The organism is Streptomyces sp. 15-116A (assembly GCF_025290915.1).
Classification (GTDB): Bacteria; Actinomycetota; Actinomycetes; order Streptomycetales; family Streptomycetaceae; genus Streptomyces.
Genome location: NZ_JAOCQE010000444.1, coordinates 1 through 3,236, shown reverse-complemented (window position 1 = coordinate 3,236; position 3,236 = coordinate 1). Strand labels below are relative to the sequence as shown.

Genomic DNA, 3,236 nt, shown 5'->3' with positions numbered 1-3,236 from the left:
CGGCCGGCCGCGGCAGCGCGGCGCGACGTACGGCAGCGACCTGCGCCTCTACACCGGCGCCGGGATCCCGGCCCTCCAGTACGGCCCCGGCGACATCGCGGTGGCGCACAGCGAGCGCGAGCACGTGTCCCTGCGGGAGACGGTGGAGGCGGCGCGGACGCTGGTGCTGACGGTGTTGCGGACGGTCGGCACGAAGTAGCCCGTGGCAGACTCGGCCCGTGATCATCGAACGCGCGTACGCGCACGTGGCCGCGTACGACGAGGGGGAGTGGCCCTGGTCGGTGCCCTGCGTGCGCGAACTGCTGCGCGACGGGCTGCGTTTCACCGCCCCGGTGACCTTCCTCGTCGGTGAGAACGGCTCGGGCAAGTCGACTCTCGTGGAGGCGCTGGCGGAGGGCTTCGGCCTGGACTCCTGGGGCGGTTCGCACGAGTGGCGTTACGCGAGCCCCCGCGCCAAGTCGGTCCTGGGCGAACGGATCCGCTTCGACGCGGCACCCCGCGGCCGCCGCATGCTCGGCTCCTGGTCCGCCCGACAGGGTTTCTTCCTGCGCGCCGAGACCGCCCTGGACGCCCTCGACCGCGAGGGCCTCGCACCCGAGGCGCGCAGTCACGGCGAGGGCTTCCTCGCGGCGTTCCGCGACAAGTTCCTGCACCCCGGCCTCTACGTCCTCGACGAGCCCGAGGCGGCCCTGTCGTTCACCTCCTGCCTCGAACTCCTCGGCCACCTCCACGAGTTGACCCGCGCCGGCGCCCAGATCATCTGCGCCACCCACTCCCCGCTCCTCACCGCGCTCCCGGACGCGGACATCCTCGAACTCGGTGACCACGGCATGCGCCGCACGACCTGGCAGGACCTGGACCTCGTCGACCACTGGCGCCGCTACCTGGCCGACCCGCGGGCGTATCTGCGACACGTACTGGACTGAGGCGAGACGCGAAGGCGAACGCCCCGATGAGTTTCCACGTCGGCGGGCGTCTATCCGTACGACAGCGCGACAGCACGACCGCGACGCAGACGGATACGAGGAGACACGACATGAGCACCGAGCAGCAGACCACCGGGACCGACGGCTTCTCCTACACCCTGACCCGCACCCTGGACGCCCCCGTGGCGCGGGTGTGGCAGGCCTGGACCACGCCCGAGCAGTACGCCCAGTGGGCCTACTGCGCGCCGGGCTCCGTCGAGATGGACGTCCGTCCGGGCGGCGCCTGGAGGCCACCGTGGTCACCCCCGACGGCGGTGAGTTCCCGATGACCGGCACCTACGCCGAGGTCGCCGAGAACCGCCGCCTGACCATCGCGATGGACGTCCCCGGCAAGCCCGAGCCCGAGAAGATGACCGTGGACCTCACCCCCGAGTCCGACGACCGCACCCGCCTCGTCGTCCACCAGACCTGCGCCACCACCGAGGAACGCGACATGGCGGAACAGGGCACCACGATGCTGCTGGACAGCCTGACGGCGTTTCTGGCCGGCTGACCCAACGAATTCGCGCGGGCCGGCATCTTCCGTCCGAGAGGTCCGAGAGGGAGGTGCTGACCATGGCACGGAGAGCGCGGAGAAGACGGAGAACAAGGGGTACCGGCTGGGTGACGGCCACCGCCCTCGCGGGCGGGCTGCTGACGGGCTGCTCGTCGGACGACTCCCTGACGTATCAGACGGACTACAGTGCTCACCGGCCGCTCCGGGTCGTCGGCTACCCCTCCACGGGAAGTCTCGAGACGGTGCAGAAGGCCGTGTGGCGGCTCGCCGACGGTGACGCCGAAGGGCTGGCCGCGCTCGCCGTCGACAGCACGCACGCCGAGGCCACCGCCCGCAATTGGGTCACGGCCTTCGGCGCCGCCGCCAAGGGGAACGTGACCGCCGACTTCTACGACGACGGTCTCGTACGGCAGGTCGTCGTCCTGTACTTCGCCGAGAGCGGCCGGACGAAGGAGATCGAGGCTCGCATCGGCGAGGACGACCGCTGGGGGCTCACCCTCGCCGAGCCCGACCCGGCCGAAGCCTCCGCCGAACCCGCCTGGGCGCCGGACAAACCGGGTGGTACGGGTTCCCGGGCCCGCCCCTCCTAGACACATCGAACACTTTTTTGTTATCCCGTCCGCAGTGGCGGCTCTCCTCTTGTGAAGGGCAGGACAGTCCCGGACCGAGAAGGAGAGTGGTCGAGGATGGCAGCGAGCGGGGAGATGGGCGCGGCGGTCGTCGAGGCGGCGCGGCGCGGTGACCAGCGGGCCCAGGACGAACTCGTCGCCGGCTGCCTGCCGCTGGTCTACAACATCGTCGGACGGGCGCTCAACGGCCACCCGGACGTCGATGACGTGGTGCAGGAGACCATGCTCCGGGCGCTCCGTTCGCTCGGCTCGCTGGACGATCCCGCCCGGTTCCGGTCCTGGCTGGTGGCCATCACCATGAACCAGATACGCCACCACTGGCGCGATCACCGTTCCGCGCCCACCAGTTCGGACCTGCACGACGCCTACGACGTCGCCGACCCCGGTGCCGACTTCGTGGACCTCACGATCATGCGGCTCGGCCTCCAGGGCCAGCGGCGCGAACTCGCCGAGGCCACCCGCTGGCTGGACCCCGACGACCAGGCCCTGCTGTCCCTGTGGTGGCTGGAGGCGGCGGGCGAGTTGACCCGCACGGAGGTCGCGGCGGCGCTGGAGCTGTCACCGCAGCACACGGCGGTGCGCGTGCAGCGGATGAAGGCGCAGCTGGAGACCGCCCGGGTGGTGGTACGGGCGCTGACCGCGCAGCCGCGCTGCGTCCAACTGGACGACGTCACCTCGATCTGGGACGGCACCCCGTCCGCCCTGTGGCGCAAACGCCTCGCCCGCCACGCCCGCACCTGCACACGCTGCTCCGGCTTCCAGTCGGGCCTCGCCCCGGCGGAGGGCCTGCTGGTGGGCCTGGGCCTGGTGCCGCTCGCCGGTCTGCTCGGCGGGGCGGCCCTGGCCGGCTTCGGCGGCGGCGTGACGGACGCGGCCCCGGTGGCCTTCTCGGAGGGCGCCGGACCGACGGAGCTGATACCCCGGCTGACGGAGACGGCGGATCCGGGGATGCCGGGTGCGGAGGGGGCGTACGGAGCCTTCAACGCGCCGGCCGCCGGGTCGGCATACGGGGGCGGAGGCTTCGATGCGTCGGGCGCGGGATCGGCCTACGGGGACGGAGCCTTCGACGTACCGGCCCCGGGTGCGCCGACGCCGGACGCGCCGCACGCGGACGGCGCCCCGGGC

3 protein-coding genes and 2 pseudogenes are annotated in these 3,236 nt (G+C 72.2%); all 5 read left to right on the top strand.

Going from position 1 to position 3,236, the window contains the following annotated elements; all coding sequences use genetic code 11:
* Positions 1–199 (top strand): annotated as a pseudogene (locus N4P33_RS34090) (peptidase M20); the annotation flags it as partial.
* Positions 200–218: 19 nt separating this feature from the next.
* Positions 219–926: an AAA family ATPase gene (locus N4P33_RS34085; RefSeq protein ID WP_260830796.1), complete on the top strand. Its 708-nt coding sequence runs from the start codon at positions 219–221 to the stop codon at positions 924–926.
* A gap of 110 nt (positions 927–1,036) precedes the next feature.
* Positions 1,037–1,479: pseudogene (locus tag N4P33_RS34080) on the top strand (SRPBCC domain-containing protein).
* Positions 1,480–1,589: 110 nt separating this feature from the next.
* On the top strand, positions 1,590–2,072 hold the full coding sequence (locus N4P33_RS34075; RefSeq protein ID WP_260830795.1) for a hypothetical protein: 483 nt from the start codon (positions 1,590–1,592) through the stop codon (positions 2,070–2,072).
* A gap of 96 nt (positions 2,073–2,168) precedes the next feature.
* The coding region (locus N4P33_RS34070; protein WP_260830794.1) for an RNA polymerase sigma factor at positions 2,169–3,236 on the top strand (1,068 nt) is incomplete at its 3' end.